We start from the raw sequence: 17,476 nt of genomic DNA, 5'->3' as shown, positions 1-17,476 counted from the left end.
AAAGAAATTCCACACCTATTGCAAAAAAGTAAGAAAGCTTTTGACTAAAAAGGAACTCGCAGCCTACATGCAGGCTGACTCCATAACATATTGAGTCAGCCTGGGCTTTTACAAAAACGTTTGAGTAAAATCAATCGAGTGAAAATTCAGCCATAATACGATATGATGACATCAATCTTTTTATGAAAAACGTGTATGAAACCATGTTTTAATAACCAAAAACCGTTCTCAACAACATTGTTCTTAAGATTGCTGATCATTGAGAAAATATTTTTCAATATCATCCAACATTAAATTAGCAGCGATGACACCGCCTGCCGTATTCCAAATAGCATCGTCCACTTTATAAACTTTATGATTCTTCGAAACGGATAAATTTTTGAAAATCGGATCAGAAATCCAATCCTTTTCTAATTCATTTCCTTTATTGTCACCGGTATCATAAGTGAAATAGAAAAGAATATCGCCATCCATAGCAGACGCACGCTCTTTTGTTACGTGTTGTTCTGCAAAGTCGTTTTTATCTTGTGAGGCAGGGCGAGCAAATCCTAGTTGGTCTAAAATCACTCCTGAAAAGGTGTCTCTATGATAAATCCGAACATCCCCTGGAACAAATCGAACGACAGAAACTTTCATCTTTGTTTTGTCCCCTAGCTTTTGCTTCAATTCCTTTACACGATTATCAAATTTGGCAATGACTTCATTGCCTTCTTTTTCTTTATGTAAAGCTTTCGCATAAAGTTTGAAATTTTCTTTCCAATCTCCGCGTAGTACATCAGAAAAAACAGTAGGCGCAATAGCGCTTAATTGTTTATAAATTTTTTCTTGGCGCATTTTATTCCCAATAATCAAATCCGGTTTCAATGAAGCGATTTCTTCTAAATTTGGTTGGTCTTCTGTACCTACTACTTTGACGCCTTTCATCTGATCTTTAATATGATCATACCAAGGATTCCCTTCCCATGATTGAACAGCTCCAACCGGTTTCACACCCATCGCAAGCAAAGCTTCTGTCCCTTCATTGGTTAAAATTACAACACGTTTCGGTGTCCCTTTAATCTTTGTAGTACCCATGGCATGTTTGACCGTATAGCTGGTGCTCGGAGAAGCGGTGGTTTTCTCCGAAGATGTATCTCCGCTGCTGCTACAAGCTCCCAGAGCAAAGACAGCAACAAGAATAAGTAAAAAAGTAGTTAGTTTGGTAGAAACCATTTGCATATTATTCCCTCCCGAGATAATTGATAGTAATTTTCATTCTCAAATACCATATTATGAGTGATAGAGCCGGTTGTCAATGATTAATTGAAAATGATTATCATAGTCATTGACAGTTTATTATTAATTTTCTAGACTATTAATGAACAAGTATGTTGAAATCGATTAAATAGACAAGGAGAAAGACCTTATGTTAAGCAGCTTTACGACACGATTGGTTGGATTAATCGGGGGATTCATTCTTTTAGTGATTTGTATTGGTTTGAGCATCATCTTAGGATACACCGATACAAACGTACAAGCAGTGATAAATACTTTTCAACATTTTAACGGCTCAAATACTCAACTTGTGATAAAAAATGTTCGTTTGCCAAGGGCTTTGATTGGCGCGTCGGTAGGTGGTTGTTTAGCTGTAGCGGGAGCTCTTATGCAAGCACTTACCAAAAATCCTCTTGCTTCTCCTGACATTATGGGAGTAAATGCTGGTGCCGGCCTCTTTATAGTAGTCGCTGTTATCTTTTTTTCTGTTAGTTCGCTCCATTCCTTTACATGGATCGCTTTTCTAGGAGCTGCCATTGCCTCTTTTATTGTCTACTGCCTTGGATCACTGGGTAAAGATGGTCTTACACCGATGAAAATGACATTGGCGGGTGCTGCGATTGCGGCTATGTTCGGCTCATTGACCCAAGGGCTGCTTGTTATCAACGAATCTTCTTTAGATCAAGTTTTATTTTGGCTAGCAGGATCTGTTCAAGGACGAAAGCTTGAGATTCTTTTTGCAGTACTTCCCTATATGATTTTTGCTCTTGCTTGTTCCTTTTTATTAGGAAAGCAAATCAATATTTTAGTCATGGGTGAGAAATTGGCGAAGGGATTGGGCCAACGAACAGGGATGGTCAAACTCCTTATGTCTTTAATGGTAGTCCTCTTGGCCGGAGGGGCCGTTGCGGTTGCCGGTCCGATCAGTTTCGTGGGTGTCATGATTCCGCATGTTGCCCGTTGGCTGGTGGGAAATGACCATCGTTGGGTTCTCCCTTATTGTTCTGTTTTAGGTGGAATTTTTTTGATTATCGCGGATATTGGCGCCAGATATATTTTAATGCCCGAAGAAGTACCCGTAGGCGTGTTGACGGCTTTCATAGGGGTTCCCTTTTTCATTTACATAGCGCGCAAGAAAGGAGAAGCGTTATGAAAAATCATCTGTCTTTACGAACCAAGTACTTTTCTTTTTTAATCAGTAAAAAGTCTTTATTTCTTATTCTGTTTCTTTTTATCCTTTTGCTCGCTTGTTTTACAATCAGCGCAAGCTTGGGAGAAACGTTTATCAACCCATTTCATGTGATCGAGGTATTAGTCGGAAAAGGAAATGCATTTGAACAATTAGTGGTGACCCATTTTCGACTTCCTCGGATTCTCATTGCTATTTTAGTGGGAAGCAGTTTGGCTGTAGCCGGTGCCATTCTACAAGGAATGACGCGCAATCCTCTAGCTTCTCCTGACATTATGGGGATTACAGGAGGAGCCGCTACTGCGGTTGTGCTCTTTTTGACTTTCTTTAGTGACAAAGATAATAATTTGACCGTCAGCATTCAATGGTTGCCTTTGAGTGCATTCGTAGGAGCCACCGTCGTTGCACTGCTTTTATATATCTTAGCCAACCATGGCAGGAATCTTTCCCCTATTCGTTTAGTGTTAATTGGAATCGGTTTATCTGCTTTCATGAAGGCCACTACGACACTCTTTATGATTACCAGTCCTATTTACCGTGCGAGTCAAGCCAATATTTGGATTACGGGAACTGTCTATGGATCTGACTGGCAAGATGTAAACATACTATTGCCGATTACGACTGTATTAATGTTGATCAGTTTCCTCATCATTCGGGACATAAACATTCAAGAATTAGGCGAACCAATCGCCAAAAGTGCAGGAAATCGTGTCCATACATATCGTTTCCTGTTTTTATTGATTTGCACAGGTTTAATCGGCAGCGCAGTTGCTTTTGGAGGAACGATTGGTTTTGTAGGATTGCTGGCCCCTCATATCAGTCGGAGATTAGTCGGATCTTCCTTTGGGTATCTGCTTCCTTCATCTGCTATCATGGGAGCTCTTTTAGTTTTACTGGCTGATCTGGTTGGAAGAACACTGTTTTTACCCATTGAAGTTCCGGCTGGTGTTTTTACGGCGTCTATTGGAGCCCCCTATTTTGTCTATCTTTTATTGAAACAAAGGAATCAGTAATTGCTTAGAAAGGAGAGAATGACATGGAAGCCATTGAAACAAAATCATTGACTTTATCATATGGAGACAACATCATCATTGAAGAGTTGGACTTACAAATCCCTAAAGGGGAAATTACGGTTTTTATTGGCAGTAATGGATGTGGCAAATCCACATTGTTACAATCTTTAGCTCGATTGCTTAAACCGGCTAACGGGACGATCCTATTAGATGGAAAGCAGATTTTGAAGCTGCCAACAAAAGAAGTGGCAAAACAGCTTGCCATTCTCCCTCAAGGCCCTATTGCACCGGAAGGGATTACCGTATTGCAGTTGGTTAAACAAGGACGCTACCCCCATCAAAGGTGGTTTCAACAATGGTCAGAGGAAGACGAAAATAAAGTTCTAGAAGCATTAAAACTGACAGGAATGGAGAAACTGGCAGACCGTCCTGTGGATTCCCTTTCAGGAGGCCAGAGGCAAAGAGCGTGGATTGCCATGACGCTGGCCCAAGACACTGACACGATTTTATTAGACGAACCTACTACGTATTTAGATATGGCTCATCAAATTGAAATTTTAGATTTGCTATTTGAATTAAATGAAACAAAAAAACGCACGATTGTAATGGTGCTGCACGATTTAAATTTAGCGTGTCGCTATGCTCATCATTTGGTCGCCATTCATGATAAAAAGGTATATGACCAAGGAAAACCTGAAGAAGTGGTAACATGCGAACTTGTCAAAGATGTCTTTCAAATCGATTGCCAAATTGCGGTTGACCCTATTTTCGGCACACCGATGTGTCTTCCCCACGGAAAAGGACGCCGGATTGTACAAAAAGCCGGCCCAACACTACGAGCGGCGGACTACTAATCAAGAAAACGAAATAACAAACAAACATGCTGTTTTTTATAAAACGACCGGCTCATTTGCAATGAAAATGATCATATGAATCGAATGAATCCTTTCTACTTTATTCTACTCATTTTTTGTACAACTGGTCGGCTATCTGTTTGATTTAGATTCATCATTTTCAGTTGTTCTGCTAATCTTTATAACGGCTAATAAAAAACATGAAATCATCCATTCACAACAGGCAGATCTTATTTGAAGATTGGCAGAGAACTGCTCCTTGTTTATGACTAATTAATACTACCATGGTTTCTCTTTTACAAGATGTAAAAGAACTTCAATGAATGGTTCATTCATTGAAGTTCGCCCTTTAATATTGAGAATTTATATGATAGGGGGTGGGATCATAAACGTTTTTAACGCAAAAACGATAATTACTTCTTCTTGCTAGTCTGAATGGCTACTTCATACAGTGCATTCGACACTTCTCCATACTCGCTGGCATGCGGACGATCCTCTCCGTCTGCATAACCATAATCGAACATGCGATTTCGATTCAGTGCCAACTTTGTAAACGTTGGACGCAACAAATCAAAGAGCTTGAATCGGTCTTGTAAATGAGAAAATCTTCTTTGATATGAAAGGATTTCTTCACGAACTATGCCCCAAAAACGATACTCAGAAAATTGTTCTTTTTCCTGTAAAATGTTGCTTAAATACCGGAAATGACAAATAAATAATCCGGTTAAAATAAATTGTGTCAATCCTTCAGGCGGCTCGCTGCGCAATACTTTTTTCAACTCGGGAGACAACACCTCAAGTTCCGGAAGAGGCTGGTCGCTAATATTGACATCATCGACAAAATCTTTCATAATGATGCGCTCTGGCTTGTAATCTTTTAACACAAGCACCGTATTTTGGCCATGCGGTGAAAACACGGTACCGTACTGATATAAATAATGAAGCAACGGTGGCAAAATCGCTTTTGCAAGCTTTTTCACCCACTGTTCTACCGTAAGACCGGATCGTTCCACTAATTTGGATACGAACGGAGTTCCTTCATGGTCTACATGTAACAATGCTGCAAGTGTAATCGCTCGCTCACCTTCTTTCAGTTCCTTATAGACGCTTTCTCTCCACACCACACCAAGCATTTCAAGATATTGATAAGGAGCTCCTTTTAATTTCGTATACGTGCGGTGATCGACATTGATGGTCGCCACTTCTCCCAACAGACCAAGGCGGCATTCTTCCTTTAAAAACCAATCGTTTTCCAGAATATTTTTCATATACGTCGTTACTTCGGGAGCGATCACCGTTCTCTCGCTCGGTAATCCCCTATAGACAAGTGTATTAAAAATGCTCATCGGCAGCTTCACATGAAACTTTTCCTTGTTTGTTACATTCACAAAAGTGCGAATCGACTGTTGAGGCAGATATTCATCTTCTCCTTCTCCTAACGGAATCAACTCTTTTCTTGCTATTTCAGCAGCAAACATAGACACAATCACATTGTTCCATTGCCACGCATGTATGGGCATGAAATAATAATCCTTCGCTTTGACTCCTGCTTCTTCCAGCTTTTCCAGAAAAAGCTGATAGGTTTTTTCACCAAGTTCTTGTTCGATCACATGCTGATAAGATAAACCGTCTACCGAATGAAAAGTGCCAATATTTCGATGAACGGCAATCCATGACAGCTGGACCTTTTTCTTTTGCTCCGGTGCGTATTTGACATAGTCATCATACCCGAATCCAATACGGCCTTTATTGTATGTGATCCAAGGATGCCCCGTCATTTCTCCTTCCAATTCCGAATAATCTAATAAAATCAGGTCTTGCGATAACTTTGATCTTTCTTTCAAATGAGTATCTGCTACTAATGTATGTAAATACTCTTTTACTAAATGTCCCGCCGTAGAACTTGACATGTTTCCTTCCTCTTTTATACTTAACAAAAAAGCAAGAGACTGTGGTATATCGCTTTTTTCATTCGTTACCACTTTGATGCTCTCTGATAAAACATAATAACTGTCAAATAGGCGAGGTTTTGCCTGGAAATAGTAAACATTTCCTTTTTGATCTTTCCATTCGCAATACCGAATGCCTTCTGACTCATCCTCACTGATTACCTTAGGTATTATAATTTCCTCATACATGAACTCTTGAATCATTTTGGCTAAAAGTCGTTGATCGGCTTCTTGAAAAGCTTTTTCTGTTATCATATGGACAGGCGTATCACAAATTTTCACGACGTTCAACTCCCCTTTTCATTGAATTTGAAGATGATGGATCCATATGGATAGAACTCACGATTATGCTCAGTGTCGAACCCAATAAAAGAAAACCACACAGGAGGAAAGGTGCTTCCAAGCCGTTATGCTGCACCATCATCAAAGCAGCCATCGGCGATAAAAGCAGGGAAACATTTTGCATCGACGAGACAATACTATAAGACAATGGCGCTTTTTTTCCGATTCCCATTTGGAAAAATAAAAGATCTAATGCCGCCAGACTTACAAAAAAACACATACCATACAAGATTCGAATGAAAACAAACAACCATATGCTTCTGGCAGCCGATTGGATAATAAGCAATCCCCCGGTTATACCCGTTAAGCTAATGAAAATGGCTTTCATATGCGTTTTTAAATAACGCTTCGGCAATAAAAATTGCAGTACAATCGCCACAATACTTGGTAATACATATAACAAGCTTGATACTTGTTTTGTTAGGCCAAATCTGTCGTCAAGAAAAACCGTAAAGTAGGGACGTATGGCATTATGTCCAATATAAAAGAGAAAGACAGTGAGCAAATATCCTAAAAATTCCACCGACCACCTTCTACTTTTTCTTTTAACGGAATCTTCTTTCTTTTTTACACACCCCCTTTTTCTCATCGCTTCATTGCGAGAGAAAATAAAGCCACTTGCGATCGCAAAAACGAAATCTATGAATGCAAAAACGTAATAGCTATCGAACGGGAACGGCTGGTTCACCATAAAGCTTCCAGCCATTCCCGATACGACCACACTCCCATGAAAGATCCATAAATAAGTCGTCGTGGCTCTTACTTTTTCTTCCTCATTTTTGCTTGCAGCCACGAGCGTCGGATAAAGCAAATAAATTCCGCTTTGGAAACAGAGTAAAATAAGTGAAACGATTAAAAAATAAAGGAAAGTATGGCCCATAGGGAGGAGGATTTTGCACCCTCCCATAGCCGTCAACAAGATTGGTATACATTTCTGAAAATCTCTTAATTTCCAAATCATCGCCCACAATGGTGTCATCACAATCACAACAAGGCGACAACAAATGATAAAGAAGCTCGTTGCTTGCACCCCATCCACTTGAAAATAGCCGGAAAATAGCTGCGGATAAAACGGGGATAACAGCATTTCTGATATCAACGTAAACAGTAAACAACTGTAAATAAATCCTTTTTCCCTGTTCGTCATTTTCTTTTTCTACAGCCCGAATTGTTGGAACACATTTTTTTCATAGGTTTGGTAAATTTCTTTTCCTGCCAACTGATTGATAATCGTTGCATTTCGAAAGGCGCCTAGTCCCAAATCAGGTGCACCGACACCGTGAGTATGAAGTTCGCCGTTTTGAACGAATATGTGGTTTTGCCCTTCCTTGTTCAACTTCACTTTATAATTTTCCTGAATGACAAGTTGTCCGTCCTCATCCCAATCCACGATATGCTTGATTCCTTGCAAACAATCCGGGATATAAGGATGATATCCCGTTGCCAGGATCACAACATCACTATTCAATTGGTGACTCTTTTCTTGTTCATGTTGGTACAGCGTTAAACGATATAGATGATCCCACTCTTCTATAGACACTAATTCAGTTAATGCTTGCAGATGAACATTCAGCACTTTATTTCCCACTGTCCGTTCATACAATAACTCGTAAATATCGGCAATGGTCTTAAAGCTGATCCCTTTGTAAAGCAGCGCTTGTTTGCTCAAAACTTCTTTTTTCTTTTCTTTCGGCAGCCTATAGAAATATCGTGTATAATCTGGCGAAAAATGCTCGAGACCAAGTTTAGAATATTCCATCGGATAAAATCCTTTGGATCTTGTAAACCAGTTCAATTGGTAATCATGTTCCGGCTGCTTTAACAAAAGATCATGAAAAATCTCCGCTGCACTCTGTCCGGATCCTATCACCGTAATCGAATTCGCGTTCAAAATATTATCTCGCTTGGTCAAATACTGACCAGAATGAAAAACTCGATCACCAAGAACGTTTTGAAACTTATCGGGAACGTACGGTCTCGTTCCTACGCCTACTACTACATGTTTCGTGTGATACGTTTTTCTTTCCTTTTCTTTCTGGCAATAAACGGTCACTCGATAATATCCTTCTTCTGTTTGCTCAATGTTCTCTACTTCACATCCAAACTGAAGCTGTGGAAGCTGGCTGGCCACCCATTGACAATAGTGATTGTATTCTGTACGTGGGATTAGGAATTTTTCAAAAAAGTAAAAACGATACAACCTGTTATGCTCATGTAAATAGTTGAGAAAGCTGAAACGGCTTGTTGGATCGACCATCGTTACGGTATCTGCCATAAAAGGTACCTGCAGCGTCGTTCCTTCCAACAACATTCCCGGATGCCAGTCAAATTGATCTTTTCGATCAAAAAATAAGGAACGACAATCTGTTTTTTCCAGTAAAGCAGCCAATCCAAGATTAAAAGGGCCGATTCCGACGCCAATCACATCTAAAATTTGTTCTCTTGCCAATCTGTCCATCTTTTTTCAAATCCTTTCCTCTCACAAATCATAAATAATCCTGTTTTATCAGGGAGATCGACCTCCTTTACGGGCTGAAAACCGCATTTTTGGAATATATGAATCATTTTTTCATTTCTCACATCGGGCTCGGCCACAATGCGAGTCGTTTCTTGAACTTGAAATTTTTTATGCAAAATGGTTAACAATAACGGATAAATATAGCCTTTCCCCAAAAACTCCTTTGGTCCAATCAATAAATGAATGCCTTGATCATATTCATCAAATTGATAATATTTCCCGATAATATCATCCTTCACCCAGTAGGACTCCCAATAGCTCATTGGAATTCCGTCCATTTCTCCAATGAGAAGTATTTGATGATCGTCATGCAGAAATTTCTGTAAATGTGCTTTATACTCGGTAAAAGGGATATTTAAGTTCCAAAAGGGAATGACATGCGGCTCATGCATCCATGAATGAAGCCGACTCACATCTTCTTCTAAACGAACCGGCCGAAATGTAATCTTTTTTTGAATGACGGGATCATACCTTTCAAATGGATAGCTCTGTTGAGCCATGATATTACACTTCATGCCATTCACCCACCGCAGCAACGATTGGATTAGGTACTCGAACATAAACGGATTGCGATGCAAGAGACCCTACAAGCTCGTCCATATCATGCACTCTTGTCAGTAAGTTCCCCTTGCTCGGCAGCTCTCTTTCCGTTAGCAGAGATTCTATCAAATTCGTACGATCACCCAGTTGAGCTTTTAATTGATTCAACTCTTCTTTAACCATGATCAACAAACGGTTTTCATCTATTAAACGGTTCACTCCGAACGCGTTGATTAAACCAAATAAATGATTAAACAATACGTAGTAGCAAAAACGCTCCTTTGCAATAGCATCGTCGCATACAGTGTCGCTTTTTTCGTTTAAAGTGCCAACCAGTTCTTTAAGAGCTTCCGCTTTTGATCTCATAAAATAATAGCCTTGGTTATCGCGATAATAGAAAGTGGATGGATAACCTTCTTCGTCCAGATTGACGATGGAGTTTTGCTGATGGGCTTCTAAGGCAATCCCATACGTTTCGTATAACCAGTAAAGAGGCCGCAAACTGATCTCTAAATAACGAGCAAACCACTCCTCGCTCACTTCCGCAACGGAAGTCCCTTCTCGGTGTGCAATGTCCAAAATGATGTTGGTTAGATGGGAACGTCCTCCTGTAATATGGTCTTGACATAACGCCGCTAATAAAGTAGTCCGAAGTTCATTTCCTTCTTGAAATGGATTATCACGAATGACGACTTCAAATCCAGTTTCATAAGAATCGGATTTTAACGAAATATAAGCAGGATCTTCAATAATGCGAAATGAAGGGTGCTGTTCTTGTAATTGTTCACGAATCTCTCCGTGAAGCAAACGACTCACTTCCACCCCGCGATGCAGCTCTTTTCGCTTATTAACACGCAACGAATTGGTGATTTTCACCGGAATCGAAAATTTATACATGAACTTTGCCTCTGGATGGTATACAGTCCGTACGGAAGAAGTTGGATAATATTTTCTTCCATGAGGTCCAAGATAAGCCATTTTCCCTGATTGGATCAGGTCACACACATATTCATTCCCCAAAAGCTTCCTTGCCTGAAGCGGGTGAACTGGTATAAGAGAAAAACCATCTTTCTGACAATATTTTTCTTTAAAAGCTTTTGAAACCAAAGGATCATACAACAGTTCTTCTTTAATAAGAGTGGATGCCTTTTTTGCCAACACAGAATCTTCTTCTACCAGTTCATTCACAATTCGAAAATAATGAAGCTGAAAAGCTCCTTTTCGTTCAGGAGCAAAGATATGCTCTTCATCTTCATCGATTCCTTGTCGGCTTTTCGGCGTCGGATGAAGCTGGTGTCCGACGATCAATGACTGTTCCGATTGGAGGTAGGTTTTTTCTTTTTGATAGCATTCTTCTATATCCTCCTTTCTTTCTGCAAGAATGGTTTTCATATTCTGATAGCTTAAAATGATACGAAGGATCAGTTCGTCTGAATGAATGGGCTTGTCCGATTCGAGTCTGCATTCTTTTTGAATCAACAAAGCCAATGTGACATAGTCGAGTTCTTCCATTTCCCCATCTCTCAATTGATAATAAATAGGAGATGAATAGAGGTGGCGGCCTGTTGGCGACTTATACTGAACAGGAACATATACTGTAACAGACTGCTGACCAAAAGAAAGTACTAATACATAGGGAATATCTGGTATTTGGACTTGAACAGGAATGTCATCCGGATGCTTCCATTCCCCTCTTCCCGTCTCTTTTACATAACAATTAATTAAGTTTTGCATCGTAATGTGGCTCGTAATGAATGGAATATTCATGCCTTTTCTCTCCTTGCTCTTTCTCTATTTTTTCTCCCAATCTCTTCATCCGTTCTATATGTTGCTTCATATGATCGATCGTATTAAGCGGATTAAGCATCGTGCATTTTAAATATAGTTTTCCATTTTGTTTTGTTTTGGCTATAATCAACTCGCCGTTTTCGTAAAGGGCTTGCTGGATCTTACGGTTCATTTCATCCACATACTTTCGGTCTTCCGTACGTGACGGTAAATAGCGGAACAGAATCGCATTCATTTCCGGATATACCGGCACTTCAAAACAAGGATCTTTTTTCATGAGCGATGCCGTTTCTTTCGCTAAATCAATCGTATAATCAATCATCTGTCCCAAGAGATCGGTCCCTAATAATTTGAAAGTCATCCATAATTTCAAAGCGTCGAAACGCCTCGTTGTCTGAACACTTTTTTCAACAAGGTGGATCATCCCTTTTTCTTGATCTTCCTCAGGATTCAAATAATCCGCATGATAAGCAATACGGTGAAAATTTTGATTATTTTTCACAAAAAAAGCACCGCAGCTGATGGATTGAAAGTATAACTTATGAAAATCGATGGTGATCGAATCAGCCAAACGCAATCCATCTAATAAAGACCGATATTGATGAGAAAAGAGAAGCGCTCCGCCATAGGCGGCATCGACATGAAGCCATAATCCTTCGTCCTTTGCCAATCGTGCCGTCTCACTTATACTATCAATGCTTCCAAAATCCGTTGTCCCTGCTGTCGCTACGATCATAAAAGGAATCAATCCTTCTCGACGAAGCTTTTTCAGTTTGTCCCTCGCATCATCTATGGACAGCTTCTGCTGATCATCTGTCGATACTGTCACTACGGCATTCGCTCCCAATCCAAGCTGTGCGGCCGACTGCTGCACAGTAAAATGAGCATGCTCCGAGCAAAGGATGCGCAGCTTATTTGCTTCATATGGCAAACCCTTTTGATGGGCATTCACCTTGAAGTACGTTTCACATGCTTTATTCCGAGCAAGCAGCAATCCCATATAATTAGATTGAGTGCCCCCGCTTGTAAACACACCATCAGCTTCATGAGAATAGCCAATTTTTTGAGTAAAAAATTTCACAAGCGCCTCTTCCACATAGGTAGCAGAGGGGCTTTGATCCCATGAATCCATCGACTGATTTAACGCTCCAATCATCGTTTCTGCCGCAATCGATGGAAGCAAAGGGGGACAATGCAGGTGTGCCATAGCGGAAGGATGGGAAATCCATAACGAATCTCCCACAATAACGTCTTGAATTTCCGCCATCACTTTCGCTACTTCTTGGCCGGCGATTGGAATGTGGAGCGCCTCCTTCACTTTTTCCTCAATCTCCAGATGGCTTGTCCCAGAAAACGGCTTTTTCGCCTTTTTCGTTTGTTCACATATTAATGTCATGATCTCATCCATGAGTATGCGATAGGTTTTCTCGCTTTTACCGTCAGGATGAAGAAACCATTTTTGAAAATTGAAATTCATGCCCATCACCTTCTAGCGCAATCCAAAATAAGATTCAGCATTTATTACGGCTTCATAAAAGCGCTGCAACACATCACCGATTTGTTCTTTTGAAATAATTAACGGCGGCAACAGTCGAATGACGGAGCTGAAACGACCCCCAACTTCCAAAATCAACCCGCGGTTAAAACATTCTTGCTGAATCTTCTTGGCAAGCTCTGGATGGGCAGGGTAACTTCCGATCGTATTTGGTTGTTTGGTCGGATCAATGATTTCAATCCCGATCATAAGACCCCTGCCTCTTACATCACCGATGGAAGAAACTTGTTTTTGCATTTGTTTTAATTGCCCCATGGCATATTGTCCTAATTCATGAGCATGCTCTGGCAAGTGATATTCTTTCACAAACTGTATAGTAGCTTTTCCCGTTGCCATTGCCATTTGGTTTCCGCGAAACGTTCCGATATGGGCCCCTGGCTCCCATTGATCAAGACTTCTGTCATAAAGAACGACGGATAAAGGCAAACTTCCTCCGATGGCTTTGGATAAAACAAGAACGTCCGGTTCGATTCCTGCATGTTCAAAAGCAAACATTTTTCCCGTTCGACCGATCCCTGTTTGCACTTCATCAATGATAAGAGGAATATTACGTTCTTTAGTGATTCGTCGAAGTTCTCTGAGCCATTCGATCGGGGCTGGAATCGAACCTCCCTCTCCTTGAACCACTTCCACAATAATTCCTGCCGGCGAAACGATTCCACTTTCTGGATCGTCTAATAAATGTTCAATGTATGTGCTGCTGATACGGTGTCCTTCCGCTCCTATGCCAAACGGGCAGCGATAGGCATACGGATACGGAAGAAAATGAGTATCAGGAACAAGCGCGTGAATCTTCTTTTTAGGATTTGTCGTTCCGGAGATACTCAACGTTCCATGAGTCGAACCGTGATACCCTCCTTGGAATGATAATATCGTTCGATTTCCCGTTGCTGTTTTCACAAGTTTCAAAGCAGCTTCGACTGCATCAGCTCCCGTTGGTCCACAAAAATGGATTTTTGACTTTTCAGCAAACGAAGAAGGTAAAGAAGCAAATAGTTCATCAATAAAGGCTTCTTTAATTGGTGTGGTTAGGTCAAGCGTATGTAATGGTACATACGCTTGCAGGACTTTTTCAATGGCTTCTCGAATCACTTCATGATTGTGACCCAATGCCAGCGTACCCGCACCTGCCAAACAATCAATGTACTGCTTGCCGTTCATATCTGTTATATAAATGCCTTCAGCTCTTTTAATCGCAAGAGGGAGTCTTCTTGGATATGACCTGGCATTCGATTCTCTTTTTTCTTGCATCGCCAATAGGTCTTGATTTCCTACATGTGTAAAAACAGGTGCTTTCATCCTTCACCACTCCTTTATTTTTCTCATTCTCCATTCATAACAGAAAGAGGGGGTTTCCATTCATATATTGAGAATGATTTTCATTATCGATTGCAAGTATTATCTTAATTGATAATGATTATCATAGTCAATATCTTTTTGAAAAAATGATAATTTTTTCCTAAATTAGAAAAAAGGGGTATATTATTTAAAAAGGTTTTAAATCTTTTAATTTTTCTTAGTTTCTGTTGTTTTCAAGCTTCACTCTCTAACCCTTCATCCATTAATAGAATTGAATGACAAAGTACCTACTCTTGTCCTCTTCCAATAATGGAATGAGAAAATGAATTCCATATGATGGGATAAAAGCCATAAAATAAGAAATGAATGATTCAAATTCGAATGTAAATCATCTAAAAACAATAAAGGGTAACCAAATATTGGCTACCCCTTAGCGAATTAAGCTTCTGGTCTAAATGTTTTACAATCTGTTTCTTCAGTACTCGATGCCTGTTTTCCTTTGTGACTGACCACATAAATAGTATCTGCACTGCATTTGTTTCCATTGCTCCAATATTTACAATTATGAACTTCACAAAGAACATCTTGAGCCATATTAGTATCCCTCCCTAATGGTTATGATTCGCCACTTTTCGGTTATCGATACTTATTTTTTGTCCTCATTATTTTGTGATGCACACAAGAAATGTCAAAAAGGTTTCCTTATCATATAAAAGGCCTCGTTGAGTTTTTCTCCAATCCATGAGTTGGTGCTTATTTCGAATTTTACTAAAGTACTCCTTGCCCCAGAAAATTTAAAGCATAGCGGCTGAGAATGATAATACCCACTTAAATTATCAAAATTTTCTAAAAATATATTGCGTATGGACCATTGTTTTTTTAAAATAAACTCATGGTTCTGATATATGTAAGCGATTTCAGAACTGAATCATTTATAAAGGAGTGACGAATATGGAAAACAAAGAGTTGCAATCATCATCCCCGCTGGAAAGCACAACGATCGACTACGAAAAAATCGCTGCCAGCGAACCATTTCAACATCTTGTTTCATCAAAAAGAAAACTTCTTGTACCACTCACAGTATTCTTTCTCGTTTTTTACTTTGCGCTTCCTTTTCTGACCTCATTCACTAAAGTGTTAAACAACTATGCCATCGGCGATATTTCTTGGGCTTGGATTTTCGCATTTGCACAATTTATCATGACTTGGACGCTTTGTACGGTATATGTCAAAAAGGCAAACAAATTCGATGATATGGCAGGAAACATTTTGGAAGAATATAAAAACAAGGGGAGTAACGTATGAGTATAACGGCATTTATTTTATTTGTTATTATTGTAGGCATTACCCTTGTGATTACGTACTGGGCAGCGAAGAGAACCAAAACAGCTAGCGAGTTTTATACAGCCGGCGGCGGACTCAACGGCTGGCAAAACGGTTTGGCGATTGCAGGCGACTACTTGTCTGCCGCATCCTTTTTGGGAATTGCCGGAGCGATTGCCTTAAACGGATTTGACGGGTTTTTCTACAGTATTGGCTATCTTGTTGCCTATTTAGTTGTTCTGTACGTCGTGGCGGAGCCATTGAGAAACCTTGGAAAATATACTTTGGCAGACATGATTACCGCTAGGTTCGACCAAAAGAAAATCCGCGCAGTTGCGGCCATCAACACCATTGCCATTGTGATCTTTTATATGATCGCTCAACTTGTCGGAGCGGGAGCACTCATCCAATTATTGCTCGGCATTGATTATTGGATCGCCGTTTTAATTGTCGGCATCATGATGACAATTTACGTGCTGTTCGGCGGAATGACCGCCACAAGCTGGGTGCAAATCATCAAAGCCGCCTTGTTAATGCTTGGAACGGTCATTATTTCTTTCTTAGTTTTAATGAAATTTCATTTTAATCTGTTCAATATGTTTACTGAAGTTAAAAACGCTACACCTCATGGCGAAAACTTTTTGCATCCTGGAATTAAATATAAAGATCCGATCGATACGATTTCGATTACGCTGGCATTAGTTCTTGGAACAGCAGGCCTTCCTCATATTTTAATGCGCTTCTTCACCGTAAAGGACGCAAAAACGACCCGCAGTTCTGTCGCTGTGGCCACATGGGTCGTGGGATTGTTTTACATTTTGACCATCTTTCTTGGCTTCGGCGCCGCTGCCTTTGTCGGGTCCGAAAAAATCATTCAAGCGAACGCAGCGGGGAATATGGCCGCTCCGTTGCTGGCGCAAGTGTTGGGCGGAGACTTCCTCATGTCTTTCGTATCTGCCGTCGCTTTTGCAACGATTTTAGCGGTTGTAGCCGGGCTCGTTTTATCGGGGGCTTCCGCTTTTGCACATGATATTTACGGGCAGATTATCAAAAAAGGAAACATAACGGAAAAACAACAAGTGTCAGCTGCTCGTTATTCTTGTATTTCCGTCGCTGCATTATCCATCATTTTAGCTTTATTTGCTCAAAAAATGAATGTGGCCTTTCTTGTTTCATTAGCATTTTGCGTGGCAGCCAGCGCAAACTTGCCCGTCATTCTATTTACGATTTACTGGAAAAAGTTTAATACGGCAGGAGCCATTACAGGAATGCTTTCCGGTCTGGCTTCATCCCTTATACTCGTCATCATAAGTCCAAACGTGATCGCTCCGGAACCAGGCGCCGCGATTATAGTCGGAAAACCGCTTATTTCATTAACCAATCCTGCCATCATATCCGTGCCAATCGGATTTTTAGGAGCTTATTTAGGTACCGTTTTGTCGCCAAAACGAGATGACAAAAAATTCGCTGAAGTGACGGTCAAAGCCAATACAGGCTTAAAATAATTTTCTTTCATCTATAGGAAAGTCATCAATCCGTCACCAGAAGCTGTTCCTGTTTTGCGGCATTTCTTCCTTTGCTTTCGGAAAATCTATTTTCAAACGGATCTATATCTCGGTAAAAAGAAAACACGCAACCCTCTTCTTTTCTCTATACTTGAATCGACCTGAAGCAAGCAATAAAGAATGGGGTTGCGTGCAGTACGATTTTTACATGACTCTTCCCTGATTAAAAGATGGTCCAGTCATTTTGATAGAATGAACAAATTTCGGAGGATATACTTTCATTTCTGCGTTTCATACAAATAGTGCTTATGGACTCATCGAAAAGATGGAATGATGTGATTCATTAT

Annotated in this window: 14 protein-coding genes; 5 read left to right on the top strand and 9 right to left on the bottom strand. The window is 40.2% G+C overall.

From position 1 onward, the window contains the following. Window positions 1–243: 243 nt before the first annotated feature. Window positions 244–1,212 (bottom strand): ABC transporter substrate-binding protein, encoded by a 969-nt coding sequence (locus BSM4216_RS05200; protein WP_048624406.1) that lies wholly within the window; start codon window positions 1,210–1,212, stop codon window positions 244–246. A 193-nt stretch (window positions 1,213–1,405) separates the two neighbouring features. On the opposite strand from BSM4216_RS05200, the gene BSM4216_RS05195 reads away from it, so the two are divergent. The 3 genes from BSM4216_RS05195 to BSM4216_RS05185 are packed head-to-tail and all read left to right on the top strand — an operon-like array spanning window position 1,406 to window position 4,310. Beyond that, complete coding sequence (locus BSM4216_RS05195; protein ID WP_048622980.1) at window positions 1,406–2,407, top strand: FecCD family ABC transporter permease; 1,002 nt, start codon at window positions 1,406–1,408, stop codon at window positions 2,405–2,407. Next, the gene (locus BSM4216_RS05190; protein WP_048622979.1) at window positions 2,404–3,456 is read left to right on the top strand and encodes a FecCD family ABC transporter permease; all 1,053 of its coding nucleotides are present in this window, start codon (window positions 2,404–2,406) and stop codon (window positions 3,454–3,456) included. Before BSM4216_RS05195 ends, BSM4216_RS05190 begins: the two co-directional genes overlap by 4 nt. A gap of 23 nt (window positions 3,457–3,479) precedes the next feature. Then, window positions 3,480–4,310, top strand: coding sequence for an ABC transporter ATP-binding protein (locus tag BSM4216_RS05185; RefSeq protein WP_048622978.1), 831 nt, complete (start codon window positions 3,480–3,482; stop codon window positions 4,308–4,310). A 413-nt stretch (window positions 4,311–4,723) separates the two neighbouring features. Here the strand turns inward: BSM4216_RS05185 and BSM4216_RS05180 are convergent, their stop codons facing one another. From BSM4216_RS05180 to BSM4216_RS05145, 8 genes are all read right to left on the bottom strand, one after another. Continuing rightward, window positions 4,724–6,541 (bottom strand): IucA/IucC family protein, encoded by a 1,818-nt coding sequence (locus BSM4216_RS05180; protein ID WP_082142264.1) that lies wholly within the window; start codon window positions 6,539–6,541, stop codon window positions 4,724–4,726. Next, window positions 6,528–7,748, bottom strand: coding sequence for an MFS transporter (locus BSM4216_RS05175; protein WP_048622977.1), 1,221 nt, complete (start codon window positions 7,746–7,748; stop codon window positions 6,528–6,530). The genes BSM4216_RS05180 and BSM4216_RS05175 overlap by 14 nt, the downstream gene beginning before the upstream one ends. Window positions 7,749–7,757: 9 nt before the next feature. Next, the gene (locus tag BSM4216_RS05170; RefSeq protein WP_048622976.1) at window positions 7,758–9,059 is read right to left on the bottom strand and encodes a lysine N(6)-hydroxylase/L-ornithine N(5)-oxygenase family protein; all 1,302 of its coding nucleotides are present in this window, start codon (window positions 9,057–9,059) and stop codon (window positions 7,758–7,760) included. Further along, window positions 9,029–9,634, bottom strand: coding sequence for a GNAT family N-acetyltransferase (locus tag BSM4216_RS05165; protein WP_048622975.1), 606 nt, complete (start codon window positions 9,632–9,634; stop codon window positions 9,029–9,031). Before BSM4216_RS05165 ends, BSM4216_RS05170 begins: the two co-directional genes overlap by 31 nt. Next, the gene (locus tag BSM4216_RS05160) at window positions 9,624–11,426 is read right to left on the bottom strand and encodes an IucA/IucC family protein (RefSeq protein ID WP_048622974.1); all 1,803 of its coding nucleotides are present in this window, start codon (window positions 11,424–11,426) and stop codon (window positions 9,624–9,626) included. Before BSM4216_RS05160 ends, BSM4216_RS05165 begins: the two co-directional genes overlap by 11 nt. Next, window positions 11,377–12,924 carry a pyridoxal phosphate-dependent decarboxylase family protein gene (locus tag BSM4216_RS05155; protein ID WP_048622973.1) on the bottom strand — a complete coding sequence of 516 codons (1,548 nt, stop codon included), beginning with the start codon at window positions 12,922–12,924 and terminating at the stop codon, window positions 11,377–11,379. Before BSM4216_RS05155 ends, BSM4216_RS05160 begins: the two co-directional genes overlap by 50 nt. A gap of 12 nt (window positions 12,925–12,936) precedes the next feature. Continuing rightward, window positions 12,937–14,301, bottom strand: coding sequence for an aspartate aminotransferase family protein (locus BSM4216_RS05150; RefSeq protein ID WP_048622972.1), 1,365 nt, complete (start codon window positions 14,299–14,301; stop codon window positions 12,937–12,939). 438 nt (window positions 14,302–14,739) lie between these two features. Beyond that, on the bottom strand, window positions 14,740–14,895 hold the full coding sequence (locus BSM4216_RS05145) for a DUF1540 domain-containing protein (RefSeq protein WP_082142263.1): 156 nt from the start codon (window positions 14,893–14,895) through the stop codon (window positions 14,740–14,742). A gap of 357 nt (window positions 14,896–15,252) precedes the next feature. Here BSM4216_RS05145 and BSM4216_RS05140 point away from each other — a divergent pair, with 357 nt between their 5' ends. Both BSM4216_RS05140 and BSM4216_RS05135 read left to right on the top strand, forming a co-directional pair. After that, window positions 15,253–15,606, top strand: coding sequence for a DUF485 domain-containing protein (locus tag BSM4216_RS05140; RefSeq protein WP_048622970.1), 354 nt, complete (start codon window positions 15,253–15,255; stop codon window positions 15,604–15,606). Continuing rightward, on the top strand, window positions 15,603–17,129 hold the full coding sequence (locus tag BSM4216_RS05135; protein ID WP_048622969.1) for a solute symporter family protein: 1,527 nt from the start codon (window positions 15,603–15,605) through the stop codon (window positions 17,127–17,129). Before BSM4216_RS05140 ends, BSM4216_RS05135 begins: the two co-directional genes overlap by 4 nt. Window positions 17,130–17,476: the final 347 nt, after the last annotated feature.

This window comes from Bacillus smithii, assembly GCF_001050115.1.
Lineage (GTDB): Bacteria > Bacillota > Bacilli > Bacillales > DSM-4216 > Bacillus_O > Bacillus_O smithii.
The sequence above is the reverse complement of the archived record's forward strand: the minus strand, read 5'-3'. Positions and strand labels throughout refer to the sequence as shown.